We start from the raw sequence: 23,477 nt of genomic DNA, 5'->3' as shown, positions 1-23,477 counted from the left end.
GCATAAACTTTTTCAGGAGGCGATAAAAATGTTTGATGATGTCGATTCCGGATGGGAAAGCATGGTGGTTTCTCCGGACGTGGTTCTCTCGCATATAGAGCCGGGGATGAGCATTTTTCTGGGAACGGGCGTTGCCGAGCCGCGAACGCTGGTAAAGCGTCTCAAGGAATCCGACATCTACAACCTTACCGATCTGGAACTCATCCAGATTGTCAGCCTTGGGGACGTCATATCTTTAATCGAGACCCCTCGCGCCTACAAATTTCGCCTCAAAACATTTTTCGCGGGCTGGCTGGCAAGCAAGGCGATCCTCTCCGGCTCAGTCGATATGATCCCCTGCCGTTTTTCCCAGATTCCCTCTCTGGTTGAATCAGGGGCGATCCGGATCGACGCCGCTTTTGTGCAGATCACCCCGCCGGACAAGGCGGGATATGCCAGTCTCGGCGTGGCGGTTGATATAGCCAAATACGCGATGGAAAGGGCCTCCATTGTCGTGGGAGAGATCAACAGCAGCGTTCCCCGCACGATGGGAGACACCTTTGTCAATATTGCCGATTTCAACTACCTTGTAAAGGCCACGGAATCCCCAATCTATTTCAACCGCTGGCCGGTGGACAGCGTCATGGATAAGGTCGCCGCCAATGTAGCCTCGCTGATTGATGACGGCAGTTGTCTTTCCTTCTACCCCGGGGCCCTTTTTGAGGCTCTGGGCAAACATCTTGCCAAAAAGCGCAACCTCGGCGTCCATACACTATTTTTTACCGACGTCCTGATGGATCTATTGAAGAGCGGCGTTGTCACCAATCGCTGTAAAAATAATTTCAGCAACAAATCAGTTACCTCCTATGCCTTAGGAACTGCTGAACTGATGAAGTGGCTGCATCGCAACCCCCTGGTCGAGTTTCAGGGAATTAAAGTGGTTGCCGACAATGCCCGGATAAGTTTTAACGACAAGACCATTTTTATCATGCCGGTACGCAAGGTTGACCTGATGGGGGGGGTTGCCCTCCATATCGGCAAGGGCAATGTTACCGCCGGCCCCGGACATGCCCATGAATTTTATGCCGCGGCTCAGCACTCCTGCGGAGGGCGGGCAATTTTTGCCCTTCCCAGCCGCAATTTGAAAGGCGCTTCTAATATTATGCTGTCGGTTGAGGATTTCCCGAACCAATTTAACAATAAGGAATCACTCGACTGGATCGTTACCGAATATGGAATTGCCTCCATGATCGGCCGCACTGTCCGGGAACGCGCCCAGGCCCTGATTGACATAGCCCATCCTGACGACCGGGAAGAATTGGTGCGACAGGCGAAAGAGGCCAACATTCTCTATCGCGATCAGATTTATCTTGCCGGTTCCGGCGCCCTTTATCCCGATAAACTTTCAACTGTTTCTACCTTTAAGGAGGGACTTTCCGTAAATTTCCGGGCGATCAAGCCCTCCGACGAAGAGGAGATGCGGAGGCTTTTCTATCGTTTTTCCGACAATGCCGTTTATTACCGATATTTTTCTCATGTAAAATCCATGCCCCACAAGGAGATGCAGGGGTATGTAAATATCGATTATCAAAAAACATTATCACTGGTCGGAACGGTCACCGAGGCAGGCGGAGAAAGAATCATTGCCGAGGGGCGCTATGTTCGGCTAAACGATCGTCCTTACGCCGAAGTTGCCTTCATTGTCGATGAGAATTATCAGGGGAAAGGGATTGCCTCGTTTCTTTTGAAAATGCTGATTGAGGCGGCGCTGGAACAGGGAATTGAAGGTTTCACGGCGGATGTTCTTTACGACAACAAGTCCATGCTTAAGGTATTTGAAAAGGCATCCTTTCCGATCAACGCCGTCATCAAATACGGTGTTTACAAACTGGAAATACCCTTCAAAAAAACAGGGTTGCCCTAAACGCAAGCAATCGGGAAATGTCAGACTGAAGATCCCGAGGATAACTTTTCAGGCTAAGAAATCTGTTCAGCAACAATCCCGTTGAATTCTCAGGGACGAAGTGATAGAGGAGCCGTGCGTCTGATGTTTTTTAATCTATTCAAAAATAGAGGAGATCGATAATGAAATATCCGAGAATATCTGTTTTTTGCCTTTTAGCGGCGCTGTTTTTCAGCCAGCCTTCCTGGGCAAAAGACAACTACCGTATTGCCGTTTTACCTTTTTCTGTCCATAGTGCAGAAAATATTGATTATATCAGACAGGGCACTGAGGATATGCTGAGATCGAGACTTTCCCTGAATGAAAAGATGACGGTTATAGGAAAGGATACGCTCCAGCCCTTGATAAAAGAAATGGCCGGGCCGGAGCTCTCCGCAGCAGGCGTATCAGCGCTCGGCAAAAAGCTGAATGCCGATTATGTGGTCTGGGGAAGTCTCACAAAAATCGGCGCGATAATAAATATTGACGGTAAATTGCTGAATGCGGCAAACGGTTCTACCGATGTAAATTTCTCTGCGCAATGCAGCCTTGACGACATAATCCCCCGAGTCAACGATTTTTCGGAAAGAATAACAGCGCAGATATTGGGCGTTCAGCCTCTAACTGCCGCAGGTCAACCTACTGCCAAAGAAATCGTCGTCTCCCGCACGCCATCCCCCACGGCAAAGCGGGAATCAGAAATAATCTCAGCCATGGGAAAAGGCAAGAAAGGCACATTTACATCCTCGATCAACCCCTACTTTATCAACGCCGAACAGCCGCTTGACCGTAAAACCTTTTGGAAAAGCCAGCAGTTTTCCAACGAGTTCAGGGGAATTGATATCGGGGATGTAAACGGGGACAAGCTGAACGAAACGGTCTTTATTGATACCAACAATATTTTTATCTATCAAAAAAAAGGCGACTCTTTCAAACTCATCCAGCAAATTGCCGGAAAAAAGTATGACAATTATCTCAGCCTAGATGTTGCTGATATCAACGGCAACGGCACCAAGGAAATAATCGTGACGACCTATTCGGGGCAGGAGATTGTTTCTTTTGTGATGGAATACCGAAACGGCAAGTATGAAACTATCGCAGCCAATCTCCCCTGGTTCCTGCGCGTAATCCAGAATGGCGATTCCGAGCCGGTTCTTTTGGGACAGAGACGCGGCCTGGAAGACCCCTTCGACACGCCTGTTTATGAAATTTTCTGGAGTGACGGAAGGTACCAGGAGCGAAAGAGACTGAATATTCCCCAGGGGCTTTCCATATACGGGCTTACCATGGACAAACTGGGCGCGAGCGGTGCGGAAAGGATAATCGCGTTAAACAGTGACGATTATCTGTGCATCTTCGAACAGACTGCGAAACCTCTTTCCAAGGTCCTGGTCTTTGGCGGCAGTGAGGAATTTGTCTGGAAAAGCGAGGAACCCTTCGGGGGAAGCACTACCATAATCGAGCCGATGAATAAAGTGCAGTCGGGGGAAGCGGACAACAGAACCTATTTCATTAATTCGCGAATACTCACCTACGACACCAACAAAGACGGCAAAAGGGAGATCATAATCCCCAAAAACATCTCTTCTTCGTCGCGGATGTTTCAGAATCTGAAGTTGTTTACGAGCGCCGAGGTGCATAACCTGGAATGGGACGGGATGGGCATCGTTGCAAACTGGAAAACCAAGAAGATCACCGGTTATATCGCCGACTACCAGTTTAAGGACATTGACAATGATGGGGAAAACGACATCGTTCTTGCCCTCGTTCTGTCCACGGGCGGGTCGCTGAAGGCGCGCAGCGTAATCGTTTCTTATTCCCTGCAGGGCGAATAAACAACGAGGGGTTGACATTTGGCGGAAACTATTGTAGAAGCGCCCACCTTGAAGGCAGGTAAAAAAGGGAGCGTGGCGCAAGACAAGACTGTCATTGTCGCGGGCTCTGTCATAATCTGGCGGTGTAGCTCAGCCGGTTAGAGCATACGGCTCATATCCGTAGTGTCCGGGGTTCAATTCCCTGCACCGCCACCATTCAATGCAAAAGCCCGGTCCCTGACCGGGCTTTTGCATTTTTACCACGAGAGATCATCATGGACAGCTTGCTGGACGAACCTTTTTCCCCATCCTTTTTTTTCCGAAACACCCACATCCAGACAACCTTCGGGAGTCTGCACATAAGGGCGTCCGGGAAAAACGAGATGCTGGACGCTGCTGAAGAAAATATTGTCGGCGCAGGCGAAGGCGTTCGTCTGCGGGGATATCGCTCCCGGCAAAAAAATAGAAAACCGGCAGGGATTATTATTATTATCCACGGCTGGGAGGGAAGTTCCGATTCCACCTATATGCTTTCCACCGGCCGCTTTTTCTACCGGCTCGGCTATGAGGTATTTCGTCTCAATTTACGGGATCACGGCAACAGTCATGGCCTCAACGAAGGGCTCTTTCACGGCGCGCTGACCGAAGAAGCGGCCAGCGCGGTAAGGACTATCGCCAGCCGGCAACCGACCCTTCCCTGCTTTCTGATAGGCTTTTCCCTCGGGGGCAACTTTGCACTGAGAATCGCGCTGAAACAGGCACTTGCTCCCATAGACAACCTGAAAATGGTGTTTGCCATCAGTCCGGCCATCGATCCCTACAAGGCAACGCTTGCAATCGATGAGGGACCGGCGGTTTATCGCCGCTATTTCATGGCAAAATGGAAGCGCTCTTTACGGCAAAAACAAAAATGCTTCCCCGATCTTTACAACTTCGACTCGATAATGCACCACAAAAAGTTGATGCCGTTTACGGAAGCCATCATGGCATGGTATCCCCAATTCAATAATTACCGCGAATATTTCAATATTTACACGCTGACTGGCAATGCTCTGGCCTCGCTTACGATGCCGGCCTTCATTATTATGGCTCAGGATGATCCGGCCGTCCCCGTGGAAGACTTCTATCAACTGCCCGCGAATCCGCTTCTGTATGTCTCGATTCAGCGCTACGGCGGCCATTGCGGTTTTATTGATCCTTTTCCCTTCGGATGCTGGTATGAACGCCAGATCGCCCGACTGATTGCGCATCTGGAGAGTAGATAATGCAAGCGCATGAAATTCCCGATATTTTCACAAAAAGGGAACTCTTTCTACAGCGGGTGACAGAAAGAATCTGGGCGCATCCTTCTGATTACAATGATGCCTGGATGAACCTGAAATTACTGGCCAATAAAAACGACCGCCGTCTTGCCGCCGGGGTTTTGATGCCGCTGATTTTTCGCAAATCTTCGCTGGGCAAAGCTGGGACAACCGGTTCGTTCGTCATCCTGCTGATAAAACGCTCTTCCACCGTAGCCCAGGCCGGTGATCTGAGCTTTCCCGGCGGAATGCTTAATCCCATAGGCGATCGAATTCTGAGATATATCTTTCTTTATCGCCTGCTGCCGGCGCTGAGGCATAATGCCGCCAGTGCAACTGACGGGAAAAAGTCCAAATCATCCCGTCTAATTACCCTTTTTATGACAACCGCCCTGCGCGAAGCATGGGAGGAAACAGGTCTTTCGCCTTTTCATACCGAGCTGATCGGCCCCCTGCCCACCTACAATCTCATTTTTTTTAAACGTACCATCTTCCCCATTGCCGGTTTTGTAAAAAATCATGGCTTGCTTTGTCCCAACAGCGAGGTGGAAAAGATCGTGGAGATACCCCTCGCCTCGTTCTATAATCCCGCTGCGATAGGCTCTCTTGAAATAGAGACACCCGGGCAAAATACACCGCCAATCGCCTACCCTTGCCTAATTCATTACGGAAATGACGGAAAAGAGGAAATTCTCTGGGGGGCAACCTTCAACATCACGGTAGATTTTCTCAGCATAGTAATGGATTACCGCCTTCCCGAAAATAGAAAAGGCCCAGTAATCTCGAGAAAACTATCATCCGGTTATCTGTCGGCCGGCTCTCCGGCATGATCAGCGGTGGCCTCAATGAGTAAAATGATCAAGCAACAGCGCCGCCTGCTTGCTGCAATCTTTTCTTGACAGATAGAGGCGCGCCGCTTAGTATGCCTGCGCGCTGTAAGCAATGAGGCAGCGACTGTGAAAACATTATCCGGCAAACCGGATCCGATAACAGGTTTTAAAGCGCCCATGAATTCCCTCGATGACTGGAAAAAATTGTATCCCGAAAAATTTGCCGACGCAGCGCTTGTTTTTGGCAACATTCACCGGGGAGATCACATCTTTGTAGTATCCGGCTGCGGAGAGCCGCAATTCCTCGTCCAGGCAATGGTCAATTATGTTGATTCCCACCCCAAGGCATTTTTTGATACGGAGATCATTCATGTTTATTCCTTCGGCGTTGCCCCTTACACCGATTTGAAATTCAAAAGCAATTTCCGCCTCAACTCCTTTTTCATCGGCAACAATATCCGCGGGCCGGTAAATGAGGGGATGGCCGATTACACGCCCGTCTCTTTGTCCAACGTACCTGAGCTTATCAGAAGCAGCGCTGTCAAGATTGATGCAGCCCTGATCCAGACATCCCCCCCTGATGAGCATGGATATATGAGTCTGGGGGTAAGCGTCGATATGGTAAAGGCGGCAATTGACCATGCGTCGCTGATCATTGCGCAGGTAAATTCCGCCATGCCGCGCGTACATGGAGACGGATTCATCCATATCAGGGATGTTCGGTTTATTATTGAGAAAGAGGAAGCGTTACTTGAACTTCCCGATGTAACTGTTGATGATACCATGCAAAAAATCGGTGAGTACGTCGCAGGACTTGTCAAGGACGGCGACACCATCCAGGTCGGTTATGGCGGCCTGCCGAACGCCGTTTTGTCTAAACTAACCCATAAACAGCATCTCGGAGTGCATACCGAACTGCTCAGTGACGGGATTGCCTCGCTCATCCAAGCCGGGGTTGTCGATAACTCCCGCAAAACGATCAATCCCGGGAAAACCGTAGCGACCTTTGCGATGGGCAAAAAGGCAACCTATCAATTTCTTCATGACAACCCTTCCATTCTCTTTAGAACAATCGACTACACAAATAACCCGCTCATCATCGCGCAACAGGACAATATGGTTGCCATCAACAGCGCCCTGGAAATCGATTTGACCGGCCAGTCCACGGCCGAATCGATTGGCGGTTCTTTTTACAGCGGCATCGGCGGCCATCAGGATTTCATGCGGGGCGCCCTGCTTGCGAAAGGCGGCAGAACCATTCTGACGATGAAAGCAACCGCCCGGGAGGATAGCGTTTCCCGCATAGTCCCGTCGCTCCGGGAAGCCGCCGGGGTAACGCTGAACCGCGGCGATGTCCGCTATGTCGTGACTGAATACGGCATTGCCTATCTGCACGGGAAAAACATCAGGGAGAGGGCGATGTCGCTGATTGCAATCGCCCACCCCAAATTCCGCCCCTGGCTTGTCGAGGAGGCGAAAAAAAGAGGGCTGATCTACGCCGATCAGGCCTTCATCCCTGGAGAAAAAGGGGAATATCCGGAACACATAGAGACGTACCGAACGACGAAAACCGGCTTGCAGCTTTTCCTGCGGCCGGTAAAGATCAGCGACGAACCCCTGTTGAAGGATTTTTTCTATTCCCTTTCCGAAAACAGCATGAACCGCCGCTTCATCTCGTCCCGAATCGACATGCCGCATGAACGCCTTCAGGAATTCGTGGTTATCGATTATTCCAAGGAAATCGTGATCCTTGCCGTCACAGGAACCTCAAAAAAGGAAGTGATTGTAGGGATTGGACAATACTCGATTCATCCGGGTTCGCATACCGCGGAGGCAGCATTTGCCGTCCGCGACGATTTTCAGAATCGGGGCATTGCCCAGGAACTGCTTGCCTGTCTGACAAACATCGCCCGGAAAGAAGGACTTCTGGGCTTTACCGCCGAGGTTCTTCCCGAGAACAGGGCGATGCTTCATGTATTTGAAAAGGGCGGATTCGACATAACCATGAGAAGAGATGATTGTGTGTACGAATTGAAGATGCGGTTCATATAAACAAATCACGAGGTGAAAATGAATCCAGCGGTGTTTCGCGAGTACGATGTCCGGGGCCTTGTAGGAGTCGATCTTGACGAGGAATTTGTTTATCTGTTGGGTAAGGCTATCGGTTCGTATGCAGCCCGTGCCGGGGTAAAAAAGATGGCTCTGGGAAGGGATTGTCGTCTTAGCTCAGAGAGCTACCTGTCGCAAGTGGGGAAAGGGATCATGTCTGCCGGAATCGCTGTTATCGATATCGGCCTGTGTGCAACCCCGATCCTCTATTTTGCCATCCGCCATCTCCGGACGGAAGGCGGCGTCATGGTCACAGGAAGCCATAACCCTCCTGATTTCAATGGTTTCAAAATATGCATCGGCCCCGATACGATCTATGGCGAGCAGATTCAGGAATTACGGAAGATCATGGAAGCGGGAGACTACGTAAACGGCGCTGGTCAATATAATCGTCAGGACATTGCCGAAGCTTATGAGAACTACCTGTTCGAACATGTAACGATCAAGCCCGGGAAAAAAATCGTTCTCGATGCCGGAAACGGGGTAGGCGGGATATTTGCCCTGCCCCTGTTAAAGAGATATGGCTGCCAGGTTACCGATCTATACTGCGATCCGAACGGCCGCTTTCCCAACCACTTCCCCGATCCGACCGTTCCGGAAAATCTTCAGGAACTGGTTCGCCGCGTCCTCGGGGAAAAAGCCGACCTCGGCATTGCCTATGACGGTGATGCCGACCGGATCGGCGTGGTCACGGATCAGGGAAAAGTGCTGTGGGGGGATGAGCTGTTGCTGCTTTTTGCCCGCTTTATCCTGAAAGACAATCCCGGCGCCGCAATTATCGGCGAGGTAAAATGTTCGCAAAAGCTCTACGACGACATTGCCAATCATGGCGGGCGCGCCATCATGTGGAAAGCCGGCCACTCGCTGATCAAGGGCAAGATGAAAGAGGAAAATGCCCTCCTTGCCGGCGAAATGAGCGGCCATATCTTTTTTGCGGATCGCTATTTCGGGTTTGACGACGCCATTTACGCATCATTGCGCCTTCTGGAGATTCTTTCGCAAACAGAACAGAAGCTATCCACACTTTTATCCGATGTCCCGGAGAGTTTTTCAACCCCCGAAATCAGACGAGACTGCCCCGACCACCGGAAATTCGGAATTGTGGAGTCAATTCGCAATTATTACAAAGAGGGCCATGACATTGTTGCCATCGACGGGGTACGGGTCAATTTCAGCGACGGCTGGGGGCTCATCAGGGCCTCCAACACACAGCCGGTGCTTGTTCTGCGCTTCGAGGCACAGACGCAGCCAAGGCTCGAAGCAATTCGTAAAGGAATGGAGTCTGTCTTGGAAAAGGCGCTAAATCAAGACAAAACTTTTTAACCCCGAGGCTGGACATGCAGGAAATCTTGCTGCTGATCGTTATCGTTTTGGCGCTGTTTTATATTCCCCGGCAGAGGGCAGGCAAAACAGCTACTCGCGCGGCCGCCCAACTCCCCGTACTTACCGGCTGGATGCGCCTGGCGATACTGGTTACCATTTTATGGCTTGCGGGTCTTGCGGCAATTATAGAGCCCTGGGACACGAACTTATTGTTATATCTGTACACCGGGATTGCCCCCGCCTTCATTTTCTGGGGAGGGGTCTGGGTATTTTCCGGATATAAAAAATATCGCCGTTGACCTGTTACAGGAGATTTATTTGGAAACGAATGTTTTTGACCGGCGCCTGTGGAAGCGTTTTTGGGAGATTGCCAAAATGTACTGGCTTTCCGCCGAAAAGTGGCGCGCAACGGGCGTACTTGTGCTTTTGCTTTTGCTGCTTTTTTCCTTTACAGCTTTAAATGTGACGTTGAATTTTGTCGGCAGGGATTTCATGACCGCCCTTTCGGAAAAAAATATTCCGGCGTTCAATAAAAATCTGCTTTTGTATCTTGGCATTTTTATTATCGCTACCCCGGTCAGCGTCTTTTACTCGTTTACCCGAAGAATCTTGAGCGTCAACTGGCGGCTTTGGCTCACCCGCCATTTTCTGGACAAGTACTTCCGGAACAGGGCCTATTATCACATCAAGGACAACCGGGAAATCGACAATCCCGACCAGCGCATCTCTCAGGACATCTCAGCGTTTACCGCAACAAGTCTCGAATTCCTGTCAATTATATTTTTTTCTATTGTTCAGTTGATCTCGTTTATCGGCATTCTCTGGGGGATTTCCATCAAGCTTGTCCTTATCCTTTTGGGCTATGCCGCCTTCGGCACGACGGTCACCTTTTTTTTCGGCAAGAAACTGGTAAATCTTAATTTCATGCAGCTTCGCAAAGAGGCGGACCTGCGGTATGGACTCGTGCACGTGCGCGACAACGCCGAATCAATCGCGTTTTACCGCGGGGAAGAACGGGAGCAGAATCAAGTCAAGGATCGTCTGCTCATCGCAATCAAAAACCTCCGTTTTCTGATCGGTTGGCAGCGAAACCTGGAATTTTTCACGAAGGGTTACGAGTACCTAATTTTGGTGCTGCCCGTTGTGGTGATGGCGCCTTTGTACTTTGCCGGGCAAATAAAATTCGGTGTCGTAACCCAGGCGGAAAGCGCTTTTGTCCAGGTTCTTGGCGCCCTTTCCATCATCGTCTCGCAGTTCGAACAGCTAACCGGTTTTGTCGCCGGCATCACCCGTCTGGAAACATTTTCCACGGCCATTGATGACAGCAGCTCGTCAAAAAGAGTCGAGGATGCTCCCCGCATCGCGGCGAAGGAAGAATCCCATCTGGAACTTCGGCGCGTTACCTTAAAAACTCCCGACGATAAAAAAACCCTCATCCGCGATCTTTCCGTGCGGGCCAGATCAGGAAAGGGTTTACTGATCACGGGAGTCAGCGGTGTCGGCAAAAGTTCGCTACTGCGGGCAGTAGCCGGCCTCTGGGAAACAGGCGAAGGGATGATCGAACGCCCGCCTTTTGACCAGATGCTGTTTTTGCCTCAACGTCCCTATATGGTTATCGGTTCGCTGCGGGAACAGCTTCTCTATCCCCACACGGAAAAAACAGTTGACGACGCAACCTTGATAAGCGCTTTGGAAAGGGTAAACCTTAAGGATCTGCCGGAGCGGGTCGGCGGGCTCGATGCGGAACTGGACTGGGGACAACTGCTGTCTCTGGGAGAACAGCAGCGCCTGGCCTTTGCCCGACTTTTACTGACCGCACCTCGCTATGCGCTCCTCGATGAAGCCACAAGCGCCCTCGACGAGGCCAATGAAGCCAATCTTTATCATGAACTGCAAAAAAGCGGGGCCACTTACATAAGCGTCGGCCATCGTTCCAGCCTTCTGGCGTTTCACGAACAGGTTCTGCAACTGCGGGGAAATGGTGAATGGCTATTCGACAGCAGGGATATCCTGAATAATCCCCATGGCGCGGCCATTCCCCCGCTGCTTACGGCAACATGAACCGCGGGAGGGACGAACTTTGTCGCGTCCACGGTGATTTTCAAAAAATGCCTGCCTCTATAAAATTACCGGTTATGCACGCATTTTCCATTGAAAGCATTGGGGAAACCTATTGAATAACAAGAGCGGCAATTGCAAAAGGCGCCGTTGCTGCTATCTTTTCTCAATAATTTCACCGCGGGCGCTGACAATGACTTGACGAAAGGGCACGACTGCTCCCGCCGCTGCCATGCCCTTCTTGACGATTCCGGGCAGACCCTGGCAGCAGGGAACCTCCATGGTCAGCACGGTAACGCTTTTAATGCCTGCCGTTTTAAATATTTCCGCGAATTTACGGACGTAGGCCTCCGCGTCGTCGAATTTCGGGCATCCCAACATGACGGCTTTCCCCTGGAGAAAGTCACGGTGGAAATTGGGATAGGCAACGGGGGTGCAGTCCGCCGCCACCAGCAGATCGGCCCCTTGCAAAAAGGGGGCGGTGGGAGGAACGAGGGATATCTGCACCGGCCAGTGAGTAAGCGCCGAGGCGGAGCTTGCCTGCAAACGGGGTTTGTTCGCCTCCGCACAGGACGTTGCCCGCGGGAAGCTCTGAATCTGGGAGGAGGGACAGCCGCAGGCCATCGTGAGCGGCTCGCCGCTGGCGGGGAGTCGCTTCCCCTCCAGATGCTCCACTACCGCCGTTTCATCAAAATCCTCCGCCTCCCGCTCGACGATTGTGAGCGCACCCTGGGGACACTCCCCGAGGCAGGCGCCCAGTCCATCGCAATATTTTTCCGCGGAAAGCCGGGCCTTGCCGTCCACTATGGCGATCGCCCCTTCCGCGCAGGAGGGTACGCACTGACCGCAGCCATTGCATTTTTCTTCATCAATCTGGATGATTTTCCTCGTTATCTTCATGTATGTCTCCTCTCAATGTTAGTGTTGCGACGCCATGCCAATATTCTTCAAGAGCATCTCTTTGGCCAGTTTGCGACCACTTGCCGTCAAAAATGCCGTCTCGATAATCGAAATAAGTTTTTCTTCACCGGTTTTTTCCGCCTGTTTATTTTCTTCCATATTCACAATAAGATCGGCATCATAGACTGCCTTGAAGTTAGTCGTTTCTTCCGGGCGCGGATGATGGTGATGGCCGACAATGTCGCACACCTCCGCGATGATCTCCTCCCCTGCCCCCAGTCTAACCAGGATTTCCCGGGCGATGGGCGGCCCTTCCTCCTCCTGATGGTGGGCGGCGGTACTGCTGTATTTCCGTTCAGCCTCGTGAATGCCGATATCGTGGAGATAGGCGGCGCAAAGGATCACCATCAGATCGCCCTTCTCCTGCCTGCCGATCTGCTCCGCATAGCGCGCCACCCTGGTGGCATGCCCAATTCGTTTGAAGTCCTGTTTGAAGTAGCGTTTCATTTCCAGGGCAGCCCTGTCCTTGAGCAGTTCCTTGCGCTGTGCCAGCAGTTCCGGCGGCAGTTGACCGAGGCACTGGCTGGCGTGCGGGCAATAGGCGGCGCAGCCGAAGTCCATTTTGGGATTTACCATCGTCTGCCCGCAGTTTTTGCATTTACGGGTGGATTCATCCTTGAAGAATTCAATCGGGTGGCCGCAGTGGGTACAGGGAAACTCGAAGATAGCCCCCGGTTTCCAGTAACGAGTATCTTGTCCCGGACATTGCATGGTTATGCCTCCATAAATATTTTTCCCAAAACTTGATTGCACTATACATGAAAAAAATCCATAAGCCTTGACTTAAGTCAAAAGCGAGTGTTAATTTGCGTTCGAATGGAACTGGAAAAAACATGGAAATCATAAACCAGATTGCTTCTGTCCCGCTGTTTGAAGGCCTGCCCGTTGAGCAACTTCAGGATTTAGCACGGATAATGGCAGCGAAATCAATCAAACGAGGCCAGGTGATTTTTTCCGAGGGTGACGAGGCCGAGGGTTTCTACGTAATCGTTTCGGGCCGGGTAAAAATATTTAAACTCTCCCCCGACGGTAAAGAGCAGATTCTCCACATAAGCTCCCAGGGCGAACCCTTCGGGGAGGTTCCTGTGTTTGCCGGCGAGCGTTTCCCCGCGTATGCAGAGGCCATGGAAGACAGCCATACCTTCTTTTTTCCCCGCCCCGCCTTTGTAAATCTGATCAAAAAAAATCCGGCGCTGGCTCTCAATATGATGGCCTTATTGGCCCGCCGCCTGCGCCTCTTTGCCGGCATGATCGAAAGTCTTTCCCTTAAGGAGGTGCCGGGGAGGCTGGCCGCGCATTTTCTCTTTTTGAGCGACCAAAAAGAGGGCGCCCCCGAGTTGACGCTTGATATCTCCAAAAACCAGCTTGCCAGCCTGCTGGGCACGATTCCCGAAACCCTTTCACGGATTCTTGCCCGCATGAGCAACGAAGGGCTGATTGCAATCAGGGAAGCGCGTCAAGTCCAAATTCTGAACCGCGCCGGGCTGAAAAAACTGGCAGAAGGAGAAAAACGGCTGTCCTGAGTACTGAATAATTACTGCAAAATATATCTTGACAAGCAAAAAGAGCCCCCATATATTCCAAGCGTCAAACAGCAAAGCCTGATCAATCTAAGCATTGGATAGCATTGATTTAGACATGCCGGCAAGAAGCTGTAAAACTTGCGTGTTTGCCGATGTGCCGATTGATTGCAAATTGAGCAAAAACATATAAGGAGCGTTGTTATGGGAGATAGAATTATTTACCTGGATCATGCTGCAACCACCTATGTAAAGCCGGAAGTATTTGATGCCATGAAGCCGTATTTTTGCGAACATTTTGGCAATGCCTCTTCAATATACAGTTTAGGCCGAGCGACCAAAGACGCCATCGAAGCGGCCCGAGAGAAAGTGGCCCGGGCCATCGGTGCGCAGGCAAGAGAAATATATTTTACCGGCTCGGGCAGTGAGGCCGACAACTGGGCGTTGAAGGGCATTGCTGCCGCCCATAAGAAAAAAGGCAAGCATATTATCACTTCCGCAATCGAACACGCGGCGATCTTGAATTCATGCAAATATTTGGAAGAAGAGGGTTTCGAGGTAACATATCTGCCGGTTGACCGGGATGGGCTGGTATCCCTGGAGCAGGTTAAAAATGCCATTAAAGGTACTACCATTCTTATCAGCATAATGTTCGCCAATAATGAGATCGGCACTATCGAGCCAATCGCGGAGATCGGCGCCCTGGCAAGAGAAAATGGCGTTTTATTCCACACAGATGCCGTTCAGGCAGTAGGCAATATCCCTATTGATGTCGAGAAGATGAATATCGACCTGTTGTCGTTGTCCGGTCATAAGTTCTACGGGCCTAAAGGAACAGGGGTTCTCTATATTCGCAAGGGCGTCCGGATTTCCTCCTTTATCCATGGCGGGCACCAGGAAAGAGGGAAAAGGGCCAGCACGGAAAATATTCCCGGCATTGTTGGCTTGGGAAAAGCAATTGAATTGGCGACAGAAAATGTTGCTGAATATAATAAAAAACTGGTTAATCTAAGGGAAAAGACGATTGAAGGGCTTATGGCCAGTGTGCCGCATATCAAACTTAATGGACACAGAGATAGCCGATTGCCCGGCAATGTAAATATTTCGTTTCGGTACATTGAGGGAGAGTCACTGCTGCTGATGCTGGATATGAAGGGTGTCTGCGGGTCAAGCGGCTCTGCCTGCGCCTCCGGTTCATTAGACCCCTCACATGTGCTTTTGGCTATCGGCCTTCCCCATGAAATAGCCCATGGTTCCCTGAGGCTGACCTTCGGAGAAGAAAACACCGAGGAAGATGTCGCTTATTTACTGGCGGAGATCCCTAAAATTGTCGCCAGGCTGAGAGAAATGTCTCCCCTGTATGAGGCAGTCAAAGGCAAAGAAAGCGCGCAAAAGTTTTAAAAAACAGAGTAAAACGAGGTAAATAAAATGTACAGTGCAAAGGTCATGGATCATTTTACAAATCCAAGAAATGTCGGAGAAATTGCAGATGCGAGCGGCATAGGCCAGGTGGGCAATCCCAAATGCGGCGATATAATGAAAATGTATCTGAAGATCGAGAACAACATTATCGTTGATGCCAAATTCAAGACCTTTGGCTGCGGCGCCGCTGTCGCCACAAGCAGTATGGCGACCGAGCTGGTAAAGGGCAAGACCGTTGATGAAGCCATGAAAATAACAAACTTGGCCGTCGCCGAGGCGCTGGACGGTCTGCCGCAGGTAAAGATGCACTGCTCAAATCTCGCGCAGGAAGCGATTGCGGCGGCGCTTGAGGATTATCGAATAAAGAGCGGTTTTCCGCCCAATGAAAGCATTGCCTGTAAAGGGTGCTGCAATAAGTGCAACCAGACCCATGGGAGCGCTGAAATTTTTGACGACTAAGGCATCTTGAAGCGTTTTGGCGTGGATTGATTTGCTTACAGGGAGGCATGATGATGAGCGGTGACTTGAAGCAGGCAATCGGCAAGTTTTTGGAGACACAAGTTGAAGTCTGGGGTGTTGCTTCAGCAGAACGGTTTGCCGCTGCCCCGGAGGCGCACCATCCGGCGCGCATCTGCCGCAACGCAGCAACGGTTATTGTCTTCGGCTTCGCCATGCCGCAGGGCATACTGAGTTCGCCTGATTATCACCTTTATGCACTGCACCGCTGCTATCACAGCACCTATAAACGTCTTGACGACATATCCCTGGCCCTTTGCAATTATATCGAAGCCCAGGGCAAATTCCTCGCCGTTCCCGTTCCGAGCTATGCCCCGCTGGTCTTTCATAAGCTTGAACCCTGGGGCATGCTGTCTTTGAAACATGCCGCGGTAAATGCCGGCCTGGGGAGCTTTGGCCGCAGCGGCCAGACCTATCATCCGCAATACGGCTCGCGCTTGCGGTTCGCCGCCGTCGTCACCGATGCGGAAATAGAAGCCGATCCGATGCTGGCGCCCGATCCCTGCCCTCCCCAATGCACGGCTTGCGCCAAATCTTGTCCCGCCCAAGCTTTTGACGAAAACGGCCGGTTTCACAAAATGACCTGCCTTGGCTACGCGATCAAGCATGCCATTTATCCCCTGGCCCTGCAAACCAGGGAAGGATTGGAAAAAATTGAACGGGTTATCAACACGGCCGGCGACAACTACTGGATTGCCTGTGCTGAATGCATCAAGGTTTGTCCTTTAAACAGCGGACATAACGGGTAACCGCAAACCTCTTTTACCTCATCCATCTTTGGGGGCTGCTTGCTGAAGATAAAACAGTTTCGTTACGGCGCCGACAACCTCGGCTATCTGGTTTACGGAGAAGCACAAGCCATGGCCGTGGACGGCGGGGCGGCAGACGCAATCATTGCATTCGTCGCTAAACACGGTCTTTCTCTGCAGCATGTCGTAAATACCCATACTCATCAGGATCATACGTGCGGCAATGTCGCCCTGCTGAAGGGGTCGCAGGCGCGTCTTTTGACCGGCGATGACCTTCGCGGCGAGAATATTGAACTTGATCGTCAGAAGATCCGAATCATCCCTACGCCGGGACATACCAATGATTCTCGTTGTTTTTACACCGGCAGCGCCCTGATTTCCGGCGACACTCTCTTTAACGGCACTATCGGCAACTGTTTTTCCGGCGATCTGAAGGGATTCTACAACTCAATCCTGAGGCTGAAAGAGCTTCCGGAAGCGACGGTCGTTTACGCCGGCCACGATTATGTCCGCGATTCCCTGGCCTTCGCCAAGTACCTCGAACCGGGAAACCAGGCAGGCGACGACTTCCTGCGGCGTTACGACCCGGAACATGTCTTTTCCACTCTGGCCGATGAGAAAAACATCAATCCCTATTTCCGTTTCAATGAACCGGATATCATTGCTCTTTTGGCGAAGCGGAAGCTTCCCCGGGAGACACAGTGGGAACGCTGGCAATCGCTTATGAGCATCGAATAAAGGAGAATTCGCAATGAAATTTCGCTTTGCGCACAACAATTTCAACGTCCTTGATCTGGAGAAAAGCGTCAATTTCTATAAGGAGGCGCTGAATCTGACCGAGGTCCGCAGAAAGGCGCCCGCCGACGGCAGCTTCATCCTCGTTTTTTTGGGCGACGGCGAGACTGGACACCAACTGGAACTCACCTGGCTTCGAGACCGGAAGGAACCGTATAACCTCGGCGACAACGAGTTTCACCTGGCACTGATCGTGGACGACTTTGCCGCAGCCCATGCCCTTCATCAGCAAATGGGCTGCATCTGTCACGAAAACCCCAATATGGGAATCTACTTTATCCACGACCCGGACGATTACTGGATCGAAATTCTTCCCCGGCGATAAGAGCGGATAATGGGGGAGGAAAACCCCTTCCGCTCTACTCTCTCTTTAATTATAATCAAGATCAATGAGGTGCATCTTTAATATGGAGCATGGTCTGACTCAGGAAAGAAGGGATTTTCTTGCCGCCGATTTCTGCAGGGGATTTATCAAATACTGCGGCTTGAAGGCGCTGAAGGTGGAGCAAGGGTTTTTCGAATCAGAGGTGGCGATCGGCGACCATCACCGCACCCAGGATAATTTTATCCATGCGGGGCTGATGGCTGCCATGGCCGATCATACAGCCGGCTATTCCGCTTTCACGACAGTTACCGAAAACTTCAGAATCTTGACGATCGAGTTCAAAATCAATTTGCTGAAACCCGCATTTGGAAATGTTATTCGCTGCCGTTCGCAGGTAATCAGCCAAGGGAAAAGAATCATCGTTTCCGAATCTGATGTTTACGACGTCCGGGTGAGCGGTGAAAAATTGGTCGCCAAAGCCGTGGTGACGCTGATGGCAGTTCCGGCGGAACGTCTGAGGCAGGAAAAGGGGACCGGTTAAAAGTAAAAAGTAAAAGGGGATTTATTATTGCATGACAAAATCATTAGAACGGACGGCGAAAATGACTGTTGCCTCTCAATACGGCCATTGTTGAAGCGAATAGGGATTTTCAACTCAAGCCGTCCGAAACGAAATTCAACAAAAATGCCGGTGAACCGGTAAATTGGCTGTAAACTGAGATGGAAGAGAAAAAGGTTGTCTTTGGTCAAGGGAATATCCGTCTTGAGGGTCTCTATGCCAACTCGGGTGGAGCTATTGGAGCGGTAATCTCACACCCTCATTCTTTGATGGGAGGTGACATGGACAATCCCATTGTGAAGACGCTTGCTGAAACCTTTTTTGCCGCTGGTATTTCAACACTTCGTTTCAATTTCCGGGGAGCAGGAAAGAGCTCCGGATCTTTTGATGACGGGCGGGGAGAGCAGTATGATGTCCTGGCGGCTATCTCCTTTATGGAGGACCAGGGGATTACGGAGATCCTGCCTGCCGGCTATTCATTCGGGGCATGGGTGAATGCCGAAATGCTCGGCAGCAGAAACTTGCTTCCGGCACTTTTTGTTTCACCGCCGATCAATCTCTTCGATTTTGACTTTCAGACATTGCGGGGGAAAGTGGGCCTTGTTGTCTGCGGGGATCACGATCCGTACTGTTCAGTAGAGAGGATAAAAAATGTTGAGGCTGAGCTTGCCTGCCGCTTGGAGATCATCCCCGGCGCAGATCATTTCTTCCAGTCGCGAGTAGAAGAGCTTGCCGTATGCATCAAAGACTTTGCAATGAAAACACTAAAGTTCGGAACTGCTTGAAATAATATTTTATGGATGATGTTCAAATGGAACTGTCTTTGAATACCCAGAAACGCCTGTCGATTTAACACCATGTGTTGTGATAAATTTTACTTGACGTACAAGGCCGCTCCCCCTATCGCACGATTTTCGTAAAAACAAGGTCTTATCAATCAGCTTCTGCCGAATATCCGGTCTCAGCCTGAGGCATGACCCGCAGCGAACCTCTCCTGATCTCTCACCGCTGATTGCCCAGGCCTTTCATCCTCCGCCAGAGGGTTGATCGGCTGACACCGAGGAGTTTGGCGGCTTCCGTTTTCCTGCCGCGGGCAGTGGCGAGCGCCTGCCGAATCGTCTCTACCCCCATGGCGCCTGCGCCGACCGCAAAGGGTTCAACCATCTCATCCTCCCGCATCATCTGGAGTACCAGATCGACCTGAACCGTCTCCTGCCTGCAGACGGCAACAATGCGTTCGATCGTATTCTGAAGTTCGCGGACGTTGCCCGGCCAGGGGTGCCGGAAGAAGACCTCCATGGCCGCCCGGCTGAACCGGAGATGGCGATTGAGCTGGGCGGCATGTTTCGCCAGAAAGCTTCGGGCAAATGGGACGATATCCTCGGGCCTTTCCCGAAGCGGCGGCAGGTGGAGACGCAGTACATTCAGCCGGTAGTAAAGATCGGCGCGGAATCGGCTGGCGCCGACCAGTTCCTTGAGGTTTTTGTTGGTCGCGGCGATCAGGCGAATATCGACCGGCAGAACCCGATCGCTGCCAAGACGCATCACTTTTCGCTCCTGAATTACCCGCAGCAGCTTGCTCTGAAGAGAGTAGTCCATTTCGGCGATCTCGTCGAGGAGGAGGGTCCCTCCGTGGGCGATCTCAAGCAATCCCGGTTTTCCCTTCTGGCTTGCCCCGGTAAACGCGCCCCCGACATAACCGAACAGCTCGCTCTCTAAGATTTGGGCGGGAAGGGCTGCGCAGTTGATCGCGACGAACGGTTGATGGCCGCGTTTACTCGCGTTGTGGATACTCTGGGAGAAAACCTCTTTTCCGGTGCCCGTCTCTCCGGAGATCAGGATGGAGGCGTCCGCCGCTGCAAACTGTTCGGCGACCGCCACGCAGTGGCGCATCTGACGGCTGGCGCCGATTATATCCGCGAAGGTGAAGACGGCGGTATGCTCCTCCGCATAGATCTTCTTGCGGATATTCGCTTCCCACTGCTGGATGTTGCCGGTATCCTGAAAGGTCGCCACGGCGCCGATCGTTTTTCCGCTGACTCGGATCGGCACCTTGTTGCACAGGATTTGGACCCTTCCGACGTCGATGACCTGGCCGAGTTCCTCCTTTCCTGTGGCAAGAAGTCGCTCCAGCTTCAACTGCGGCAGGCTCTCCTGGATTTTTCGGCCGATTGCCCGCTTGCCATCGGTTCGGGTGATCCGTTCCGCTTCCGGATTGAACGTAACGACCTGGCGCTCCTGATCGATCGAGATGATCCCCTCATAGGCGTAGTCCAGAACGGTTTGGAAAAGCGTGCCTTTGACCTTTTCGATCCGCCTGGCCTCGGCGATACGCTCGGCCTCGAGAGCGGCCTGGATGATCCCTTCGGCGCCGCTGCGGATCATGACGCAGGGGCGGTTGTGCCTCCTTCCGGTCTGCGTCGTGATGACGCCGCCGATGACGATATCCGCCCCCTCTCGGAAGGCCTTGATAACATTGGCCTCCGCCTCGAATTCACTGTGGATGATATAGCACCTCAGGTCGATATCGAGGATCGTTCCCAGACAGTCGATCCCCATGATCATCGACGGAAAGGCGATGACGGCTATCCGACGGCCGTGGCGCCTGGCTTCCTCCAGTGCGCGGATCATGTCCAGCCCCGTAATCGGCACCTCCACCACCGTCAGACCCAGCCGCGCCTCTTTGATGGCGTCGGCCGTTCCCCCGCGGCTGATTACAATCTCTACGCCTTGCCGGGCGAGTATCCGGGCCTTGCGCACCCCGGCGCTCAGCAGCCCCTGTTCAAGCAAAATCTCGGGATGGGTTTCGGCAAGCGTGGCCCTTGCGGTGGTCAGCATCTCTTCATCGGGTGCCAGGAAGGCGATGTTCGGCACGGCTCCTCCTCAATCGTGATGAAACATTTTGCAACAAAATAAACCTTTTTTTGTTGCAATACAAGAAAACTTCCACCGGCGGGGCAAATTTTATTGCCCACGATAGTTTTTTTGTCCGCAACAGGCGAAAATAGCGCAGCTTACAATTTAATTTTTTTCTTCAAAATAAGTAACTTGAATGGATGACAGGCTCATCGTGTTATATTGCTTTTAGCCGTTGGCATTATCTTTGCGGTTGTGATGATGTCTGTGCGCTATCGGTGATAGTCATGCACAACGCCCTTTCCTCAGGGGGAGGGAAATTATCGTCTGACAACGTCAGGAGGAAAATCTGTGCACGCCGTTGAGAAAATTCTGGCCCGGGCCGCCGGAAAAGAGCGGGTAATCGCCGGTGAAATCGTCAATTGTACAGTCGATCTTGCCGGCATCAACGATCTCTACCTGCAAACGCTTCGATCGTTTGCCGAAATGGGCGGCAAGAGGGTCTTTGCCCCCGACCGGGTAGTGATGTTTCTGGATCATTTCGCCCCCGCTTCGACAATCATCCAGGCCGACAACCAGAAGCAGTTCCGTCAGTTCTGCCGCGAGCAGCGGATCGATCTCTTGATGGATATCGATCAGGGAGTCTGCCACCAGATCCTGGCGGACAGAGGGCTGGTTCGTCCGGGCATGCTGCTGGTCGTCACCGACTCCCACACCACTACCCATGGGGCATTCGGCGCCTTCGGGACCGGCGTAGGCGCCACCGATCTGGCCATCATTCTAATGACGGGACAGCTCTGGTTCCGTGTGCCGGAAGTGATCCGCATTAATCTGGAAGGGGTAACGGGCAAGGGGGTTGCCGCGAAGGATATCATCCTCAAGGTGATCGGAACACTGGGCGCCGATTACGGCGTCTATCGCGCCATTGAGTTTACTGGTCCGCTGCTGGACAGGCTCGGTGTATCGGAGCGGATGACCCTCTGCAACATGACGACGGAGCTGGGGGCCAAAACGGCCTACATTCAGCCCGACCGGATTACCTTCGATTTCCTGCAAAGCCATGGGGATACGGCTTTTCCCCTGGCGACCACCGATCCCGGCTACGACTATGCCGCGGAACATACCTTCGACGTCACCGGCCTCCGGCCGCAGGTGGCGGCGCCCCACAGCGTGGACAATGTCACCGACATCGCCGAATATCTGGGGCGACCGATCGACCAGGCCTATCTCGGTACCTGTACCGGCGGCAGGGTGGAGGATATTGCCGTAGCCGCCCGGATCCTCCAGGGAAAGCGCATCCATTCCCGGACGCGCTTCGTCGTTGTTCCCGCCTCCAAAAAGGTCTTGCTGGAGGCGATGGCAAAAGGGTATATTCAAACGTTGGTCGAGGCCGGCGCAACCCTCGTTACCCCGAGCTGCGCCGCCTGCCTGGGAACGCATCAGGGGGTATTGGCCGCAGGCGAAACCTGCATCACCGCGTCAAGCCGGAACTTTCCGGGCCGTATGGGAGATGCGGCGGCTGAAATCTTCGTCGCCTCACCGGCCTCGGTAGCCGCGGCAGCGCTGGAGGGCAAGATCGCCGATCCGGCACAATACCTGCTTTAGCGGCAGTGGCTCTGATAACAGCCTACGTAGTAAGGAGGAGAAAGGGTGGCGAACAATCGTGAGGACAAAGCGCTTGCATCAGGGGGGCGGGCATGACTGGAATCATCAGGGGCAAGGCATTCGTTTACGGCGCCAATATCGACACGGATCAGATTTATCCCGGCGGCTACCTCGACCTTACCGATCCCGAGCGGGTCGCTGAACACACCCTGGAGCGGGTTGACCCCGACTTTGTCCGTGAGGTCAAACCGGGAGACATGATCGTTGCCGACGCAAATTTTGGTTGCGGCTCCAGCCGCGAACATGCCGCAGTGGCGCTGAAGGCGTCCGGCATTGCGGCGGTGCTCGCCGAATCTTTCGCCCGCATCTTCTATCGCAACGCAATCAATCTGGGGCTGCCGCTGCTGGTATGTCCCGGCATTGCCTCCCTGGTGAAACGGCACGATCTGTTGAGCGTGGATCCGGTGGTGGGTACGGTGATCAATCTGACAACCGGCGCTACTGCCACGGCTCAGCCTCTTTCTGCATATGTATCCGCCATCCTCATGCATGGTGGTGTCAAGCCGATGATCAGAAGGAAGATGGGCCTCCTCTCGCCGGCGGACGGGACGGCCCGTGTTGACACATGACGGCAAGACGACGTCCGTAAAGACAAAGAACGAGTTTTTCACGAAGCAGGGGAAGCATATCAATGTTCCGGTATCGGGCAGGAACCGATGGTCGCCATGGCCGCCCGTAGCCGGAAGGAAATGGTCACGCGCGGATGACTGCTCCGGGCAGCGCATCCGGGAAATTAAACCTTCAACCACTATAA

Annotated in this window: 21 protein-coding genes and 1 tRNA gene; 19 read left to right on the top strand and 3 right to left on the bottom strand. The window is 52.3% G+C overall.

Annotation, left to right across the window (positions count from 1 at the left end; all coding sequences use genetic code 11):
- The first annotated feature begins 28 nt into the window (after positions 1–28).
- From K0B01_10440 to K0B01_10400, 9 genes are all read left to right on the top strand, one after another.
- Positions 29–1,903: a GNAT family N-acetyltransferase gene (locus K0B01_10440; GenBank protein ID MBW6486552.1), complete on the top strand. Its 1,875-nt coding sequence runs from the start codon at positions 29–31 to the stop codon at positions 1,901–1,903.
- A gap of 161 nt (positions 1,904–2,064) precedes the next feature.
- Entirely contained in the window at positions 2,065–3,756 is a 1,692-nt protein-coding gene (locus K0B01_10435; GenBank protein MBW6486551.1) for a VCBS repeat-containing protein, read from the top strand.
- Positions 3,757–3,874: 118 nt separating this feature from the next.
- Positions 3,875–3,951: transfer RNA gene (locus K0B01_10430), tRNA-Met, on the top strand.
- 59 nt (positions 3,952–4,010) lie between these two features.
- Positions 4,011–5,000, top strand: a complete 990-nt coding sequence (locus K0B01_10425; GenBank protein ID MBW6486550.1) for an alpha/beta fold hydrolase — start codon at positions 4,011–4,013, stop codon at positions 4,998–5,000.
- Positions 5,000–5,866 (top strand): CoA pyrophosphatase, encoded by an 867-nt coding sequence (locus K0B01_10420; protein ID MBW6486549.1) that lies wholly within the window; start codon positions 5,000–5,002, stop codon positions 5,864–5,866. The genes K0B01_10425 and K0B01_10420 overlap by 1 nt, the downstream gene beginning before the upstream one ends.
- 177 nt (positions 5,867–6,043) lie before the next feature.
- Positions 6,044–7,918, top strand: coding sequence for a GNAT family N-acetyltransferase (locus tag K0B01_10415; protein MBW6486548.1), 1,875 nt, complete (start codon positions 6,044–6,046; stop codon positions 7,916–7,918).
- A gap of 18 nt (positions 7,919–7,936) precedes the next feature.
- Positions 7,937–9,298 carry a phosphomannomutase/phosphoglucomutase gene (locus K0B01_10410; protein ID MBW6486547.1) on the top strand — a complete coding sequence of 454 codons (1,362 nt, stop codon included), beginning with the start codon at positions 7,937–7,939 and terminating at the stop codon, positions 9,296–9,298.
- Positions 9,299–9,312: 14 nt separating this feature from the next.
- Complete coding sequence (locus tag K0B01_10405; GenBank protein MBW6486546.1) at positions 9,313–9,597, top strand: hypothetical protein; 285 nt, start codon at positions 9,313–9,315, stop codon at positions 9,595–9,597.
- A 19-nt stretch (positions 9,598–9,616) separates the two neighbouring features.
- Positions 9,617–11,359 (top strand): ABC transporter ATP-binding protein/permease, encoded by a 1,743-nt coding sequence (locus K0B01_10400; GenBank protein ID MBW6486545.1) that lies wholly within the window; start codon positions 9,617–9,619, stop codon positions 11,357–11,359.
- Between the two features lie 153 nt (positions 11,360–11,512).
- Here the strand turns inward: K0B01_10400 and K0B01_10395 are convergent, their stop codons facing one another.
- Together K0B01_10395 and K0B01_10390 are read right to left on the bottom strand one after the other, a co-directional pair.
- Positions 11,513–12,256, bottom strand: coding sequence for a 4Fe-4S binding protein (locus K0B01_10395; GenBank protein ID MBW6486544.1), 744 nt, complete (start codon positions 12,254–12,256; stop codon positions 11,513–11,515).
- 18 nt (positions 12,257–12,274) lie between these two features.
- Positions 12,275–13,027, bottom strand: coding sequence for an HD domain-containing protein (locus K0B01_10390; GenBank protein ID MBW6486543.1), 753 nt, complete (start codon positions 13,025–13,027; stop codon positions 12,275–12,277).
- A 122-nt stretch (positions 13,028–13,149) separates the two neighbouring features.
- Here K0B01_10390 and K0B01_10385 point away from each other — a divergent pair, with 122 nt between their 5' ends.
- From K0B01_10385 to K0B01_10350, 8 genes are all read left to right on the top strand, one after another.
- Positions 13,150–13,839 (top strand): Crp/Fnr family transcriptional regulator, encoded by a 690-nt coding sequence (locus K0B01_10385; GenBank protein ID MBW6486542.1) that lies wholly within the window; start codon positions 13,150–13,152, stop codon positions 13,837–13,839.
- Positions 13,840–14,040: 201 nt separating this feature from the next.
- Positions 14,041–15,237 (top strand): cysteine desulfurase NifS, encoded by a 1,197-nt coding sequence (gene nifS / locus K0B01_10380; protein MBW6486541.1) that lies wholly within the window; start codon positions 14,041–14,043, stop codon positions 15,235–15,237.
- 27 nt (positions 15,238–15,264) lie between these two features.
- Entirely contained in the window at positions 15,265–15,717 is a 453-nt protein-coding gene (gene nifU / locus K0B01_10375) for a Fe-S cluster assembly scaffold protein NifU (protein MBW6486540.1), read from the top strand.
- Positions 15,718–15,770: 53 nt separating this feature from the next.
- Complete coding sequence (locus K0B01_10370; GenBank protein MBW6486539.1) at positions 15,771–16,523, top strand: hypothetical protein; 753 nt, start codon at positions 15,771–15,773, stop codon at positions 16,521–16,523.
- Positions 16,524–16,634: 111 nt separating this feature from the next.
- Positions 16,635–17,261: a hydroxyacylglutathione hydrolase gene (locus K0B01_10365; GenBank protein MBW6486538.1), complete on the top strand. Its 627-nt coding sequence runs from the start codon at positions 16,635–16,637 to the stop codon at positions 17,259–17,261.
- A gap of 13 nt (positions 17,262–17,274) precedes the next feature.
- Positions 17,275–17,643 (top strand): VOC family protein, encoded by a 369-nt coding sequence (locus K0B01_10360; protein ID MBW6486537.1) that lies wholly within the window; start codon positions 17,275–17,277, stop codon positions 17,641–17,643.
- 82 nt (positions 17,644–17,725) lie between these two features.
- Positions 17,726–18,184 (top strand): PaaI family thioesterase, encoded by a 459-nt coding sequence (locus K0B01_10355; GenBank protein ID MBW6486536.1) that lies wholly within the window; start codon positions 17,726–17,728, stop codon positions 18,182–18,184.
- Positions 18,185–18,483: 299 nt separating this feature from the next.
- Complete coding sequence (locus K0B01_10350; GenBank protein MBW6486535.1) at positions 18,484–18,987, top strand: hypothetical protein; 504 nt, start codon at positions 18,484–18,486, stop codon at positions 18,985–18,987.
- A 217-nt stretch (positions 18,988–19,204) separates the two neighbouring features.
- Here the strand turns inward: K0B01_10350 and K0B01_10345 are convergent, their stop codons facing one another.
- Positions 19,205–21,076: a sigma 54-interacting transcriptional regulator gene (locus K0B01_10345; GenBank protein ID MBW6486534.1), complete on the bottom strand. Its 1,872-nt coding sequence runs from the start codon at positions 21,074–21,076 to the stop codon at positions 19,205–19,207.
- Positions 21,077–21,409: 333 nt separating this feature from the next.
- Here K0B01_10345 and K0B01_10340 point away from each other — a divergent pair, with 333 nt between their 5' ends.
- Positions 21,410–22,663, top strand: coding sequence for a 3-isopropylmalate dehydratase large subunit (locus K0B01_10340; GenBank protein ID MBW6486533.1), 1,254 nt, complete (start codon positions 21,410–21,412; stop codon positions 22,661–22,663).
- A 92-nt stretch (positions 22,664–22,755) separates the two neighbouring features.
- The gene (gene leuD, locus K0B01_10335; protein MBW6486532.1) at positions 22,756–23,292 is read left to right on the top strand and encodes a 3-isopropylmalate dehydratase small subunit; all 537 of its coding nucleotides are present in this window, start codon (positions 22,756–22,758) and stop codon (positions 23,290–23,292) included.
- Positions 23,293–23,477: the final 185 nt, after the last annotated feature.

This window comes from Syntrophobacterales bacterium, assembly GCA_019429105.1.
GTDB lineage: Bacteria > Desulfobacterota > Syntrophia > Syntrophales > UBA5619 > DYTH01.
The sequence above is the reverse complement of the archived record's forward strand: the minus strand, read 5'-3'. Positions and strand labels throughout refer to the sequence as shown.